The organism is Rhizobium sp. 01L419 (assembly GCF_056400025.1).
On the sequence record NZ_JBFTSM010000047.1, the window covers coordinates 1 to 4,348 of the forward strand.

General features: G+C 56.3%; 5 protein-coding genes and 1 pseudogene. 4 read left to right on the top strand and 2 right to left on the bottom strand.

The genetic code is table 11. The features are described from left to right. Nucleotides 1-185: 185 nt before the first annotated feature. Nucleotides 186-704 (bottom strand): hypothetical protein, encoded by a 519-nt coding sequence (locus tag AC1DUP_RS36670; RefSeq protein ID WP_113312132.1) that lies wholly within the window; start codon nucleotides 702-704, stop codon nucleotides 186-188. Between the two features lie 910 nt (nucleotides 705-1,614). Further along, the gene (locus AC1DUP_RS36675; protein ID WP_477837361.1) at nucleotides 1,615-1,800 is read right to left on the bottom strand and encodes a hypothetical protein; all 186 of its coding nucleotides are present in this window, start codon (nucleotides 1,798-1,800) and stop codon (nucleotides 1,615-1,617) included. A gap of 387 nt (nucleotides 1,801-2,187) precedes the next feature. Between AC1DUP_RS36675 and AC1DUP_RS36680 the strand changes: the two genes are divergently transcribed. From AC1DUP_RS36680 to AC1DUP_RS36695, 4 genes and pseudogenes are all read left to right on the top strand, one after another. Then, nucleotides 2,188-2,481 carry an HdeA/HdeB family chaperone gene (locus AC1DUP_RS36680; RefSeq protein ID WP_477837363.1) on the top strand — a complete coding sequence of 98 codons (294 nt, stop codon included), beginning with the start codon at nucleotides 2,188-2,190 and terminating at the stop codon, nucleotides 2,479-2,481. An 83-nt stretch (nucleotides 2,482-2,564) separates the two neighbouring features. Further along, nucleotides 2,565-2,822, top strand: a complete 258-nt coding sequence (locus AC1DUP_RS36685; RefSeq protein WP_027688628.1) for a hypothetical protein — start codon at nucleotides 2,565-2,567, stop codon at nucleotides 2,820-2,822. 610 nt (nucleotides 2,823-3,432) lie between these two features. Continuing rightward, nucleotides 3,433-4,209, top strand: a complete 777-nt coding sequence (locus tag AC1DUP_RS36690; protein WP_113312134.1) for a hypothetical protein — start codon at nucleotides 3,433-3,435, stop codon at nucleotides 4,207-4,209. Between the two features lie 47 nt (nucleotides 4,210-4,256). Then, a pseudogene (locus AC1DUP_RS36695) lies at nucleotides 4,257-4,348 on the top strand (IS6 family transposase); the annotation flags it as partial.

The window sequence follows — 4,348 nt, forward strand, 5'->3', positions numbered from 1 at the left end:
AGGCTCAACGGAAACCGGAAATAGAGCCAARCCGTATGGGCAATCACGCCAGCTGGAAATCGGTGACGACGATAAAGAGGATCACGAGCAATCTGGTCATGACGCCATATCCCACATTTTGATCGCTGCTCGGTTAACGTTACGATGCCCTCCTGGGTTTACGGCCAGGTCTTTCTACATCAGGATCAATGCTTAAGGCACTTCCGGCCCATTTCCATTGCCTTGTAAGTTCCCTTCAGGTCGACGACGAAGGTTCCCTTGGTTTCCGGAAACACGATCATTTCATATTTCTTCGCGACGGCGCGTTTGAATTCCGGGCTGTTCGTCAGGATGTAGCCACCCGAATATCCGCCCTTGAGTTCTCCATGGGTGCTGGTGGCGACACCGCTATAGAGATGGCCGGCGATGGAGACGAAGACTTCCGACTTGGTCCCGTTCTGAAGGCCGATATCAGCCTTCGAGAACACGCCGAGATATCCGACGTCCTGATTTGCGGTAACGCCCATCTGCACCGAACCTGAACCGAAGTCGCGCACGATCAGGCAATCTCCGCGGGTTTGATTGGTATAGACGGTCCAGTCCTCAACCTCCCCGTATTTGACGAGCACATCACTGGCGCTGGGAACGGGATTTTGTCCGGAGGCTGCCATCGCAAACGAAAGCGCCACTGACGTTGTCGCGATAAGTGTCACGAAGCTTCTCATTGATATCCCCTTTTGGTGTGCAGGCTGAATTGTTCTGTGGCCGCCGCAATGATCTGCGCGACGAACGGGATGACCCGAAATAATCGGCGTCAGTAAAATATCCAAATGCAAGGCGGTCGTGAAATCCTTCGGGCACTGCTCTGACCGATTGGCATAACGCCGATGGCGGATCTGAATGTTTGGAACCTCCATTCCAATCATCGCGGTCCGAACGCAATCGTATATGTAATCGACATATAAGAAAGATAAATATTAGATTATCCTAAAAAGAAAGTATTTCCAACTTTGGGAATTTGCCACCTAGCATAATCGTTCGGTCATGGTTGCGATTTCACCAGGACTTCTGGGTCCGAGTAAACTTGCGCTGCATCGAGGCATCTTTCGGCTTTGCACGGTCGCGAAGATGTCTATTGTTGCGCCGATGTTCTCGATCACGTGGGCCATCTTGGCGCCGAGGGTTTCAAGCCGATATCCGGCTACGGGGAGAAAGCATGAAACTTGCTCGAACAAGTCCGCACGCTGTACGCCTCCTTGAGGCGCATTCTCGCCACATCGCCGACGGAGAGGAGCGTGATGAGGCGCTTATAGCCCCGGAAAATCCCATCTCCTGCTAAGCCATAATCGGGGAGCACCTAAGGGAAGCGCATTCGCGGAGATCGGTGACCGCTCTTAGGGCGTGGCAGTTGAAAAATATACCGAGCTTGCTGTCAGGATTTATCGGAAATCGCGTGCTTTAGGAAACAGGCTCGGCATAGTCTCCCGCTCGGGATATGTGCGGGATCTTCACATTGATACGTTGAAGGTGAAGAGCCGAAATTTCCCCTAAGGCCGAGCCCTCCGAGAGCGTTTCTTGTTTGTTGCGACGATGCACTTCCGCTCGCACAAGTGGGTGGCCGGTCATGAAGCCCTTTTACTTCTTGAGGTCGGCCTCTACCGACTTGCGCAGCGCGTCCATGATGTTCACGACGTCGGAAGACGGGAATGGCATCTTCGGCCCTTCGCAGCTGTCTTCCCGCGCCGGTGCAGTTAATGCCGCAAACGAACCGGGGCGCCTTGCCTTAAGAATTGCAGCACCGGGCACTTCGAGCTTCTCCAACCCTCCGAGAGCGCGACCTCACCTTCTGGACGGGCCTCCAGCACGCCAGAGAACAAGAAACCTTTGAAAGGCCTCATCGATATTTTCTTGCGCATCGTGAACAAGATCTCGCCACCTCTGCTGACCGCGGCGGGTCGCCGTCACGGTAGTGCTTGCATCCGTTCGGTGGCGCGCCTGAGCAGGCCGTGTGGCTTACCGAGAAGGCGAGGCATCCTTCGCAAATTAAAAACTACGTGTATCCCTCAACGTATCGTGCTATTATTAGGTGTTTCTAAATTACGGCCTGCCGCGATCGGAGTTGACCGTGGCCCTTGTGGTTTCCAAACATATCACTGCACACACGAACCCTCGCTCTGGTAAGGGGCAAGGGTGTTTGGGAGGACGACTATGATGCGCCTTGTTTCAATCGCAATAGCATTTGCCGGTCTTGGCTTGGCAGGCCAGGCCTTGGCCGCGGAGGTGGACATGTCAAAGGTCACCTGTAAGGAAGTTGGCGACATGCCTGCCGCCAAAACCATCGGCGTGGCAATGTGGGTGAACGGGTACGTTCATGGAAAAGCTGGCAGTGCGATGATCGACGGCGAAAAGGCTCACGCCAACGCGGAGAAGGTCGCCGAATATTGCAAGAGCAACACCGGCTCTACGCTGGCAGACGCCATGGAAGCGGTCTCTAAAATGTAGCAGAACCTGTGACAGTGGCGGCATTCACGCCGCCACTGAGAGCATCAAGGCTATAGTTATGGCCTCTTAACGGGAGACGGACCATGTTCGGACTTAAGTCTTTCACTGCTGCCTCGATGGCTGCAATATTCCTCATGGGCATGCCAGTAATGTCCGTCGCAACAGAGCAGGGACAGCAGCGCAAATCTGCGCGTGATGTCCGCCAAGACACCCGCCAGGGCGCGCGGGATACAAAGCAGGACTGCCGCGCGGCCAATGACCAAAGCAATGCTGCATGCCGGCAGGATAAACGCGCCACCAAGCAAAAAGGACGTCAAACAGGACGAGACATCAAATACTAAGGATTGAAGTCACGCGTATCGACGACGCGGAACGCCGGGCTGCGGCTCTGCGCATAACCGTCCTTGTCGAAGTGATAGTAAACGCCGTTGATGCGCGGTCTGCATGTCGAGATAGCCTCAAAAGCTCAGCAATATCAAAGCGCCAAACTTAAAGTGGTTCGCAATCAGAGAGGCGGCGGTTCAGATCCCTTCGAGGCGAGCTGAGCGCAGGATATTTTCGTTGGCATTTATTCGGTGAGCATCATGGGGGGCGGATCTCGGTCGGCGAGGAAATTTCACCCGACCTTATCTGCCGGCCGGAGTCACCATCCTCCTTGACGACATAATCAAATCCTGCCTCCGGAGCGGGACGCCAGGGCTGCAGCGAAGACCTCGCCCTGCCTTTGTCGCGGGCGTCGTGCGAAATTGGACGAGGACTGTTGCGGGATCTGAGAGGAGTGCCTCTCGCCGCTCGACGGATCGTATTCGGCCGTTGGCCAGGCGCGTTGAGTGATCGACATATCCCTGCGCACCGCACTCGGGCGCGGTGCGACTTTATGGTGGGACTACTTCGATATAAGTACGACTCTTCTAATGCAAGCACTGATGTATATTGCAGTCGGGAGGCGGAATGCTCGAGAGTCATTTTGGCTGGGTGACATCACAACCAACAGGTAAACCGTCGACGCTGACGAAAGTCCGCCGATTCTCGCCCGCCATCGTTCGCTGCCATCATATCGGCTTTGGAGCCATCGCCGCTTTGCTGGCGATTTCACCGGGCCTCGCGTTCGGCCAGGCGTGCCCAACACCCGCGGTCGCGGACAACGCGAGTTGCACGGTCGCGCCCGGCACAGTTACGAACGTCACTCCGGCAGGCGCCGTAGGTTACCGTGCGATCAATGGTGGGCAGATCACGGCGGACGGGGTGACGGAAAAACCTCGGTGCGGCAAGTACCACAGGCGCATCGCCGAGTCGGGCGGTACGATCAGTTTCAACGGCAGTACGTTGGCGACGACCGCGACGACAACCGCAACCTCAGCCGGACAGATCGGGCTATGGGCGACCGGTCTCGGAAGCGCGGTCAACGGGACCGGCGCGACGATCACGATGGGGCCGCCGAATGGCACCACGATCACCAGCAACATGAGGGGTGCGATCTCGGACAACGGCGCCAGCATCGTGCTGTTCAACTCGACGATCCGTATGTTGGGAGGGGGCACCGGGCTCAATAATCACGCCTTGGTGGCGACGGGGACTGGAAGTGCTGTCAGCTTTCTCGGGGGCGTGATCGAGACACGATCAAGGACCTCCTACGGCGTGTTTGCAGAAGACGGGGGCATAGCCACGCTCCGCAATGGCGCCCAAGTCTCGACAACCGGCGCCGGAACAGCCGCGATGGCATCGTAACGTTAACCGAGCAGCGATCAAAATGTGGGATATGGCGTCATGACCAGATTGCTCGTGATCCTCTTTATCGTCGTCACCGATTTCCAGCTGGCGTGATTGCCCATACGGTTTGGCTCTATTTCCGGTTTCCGTTGAGCCT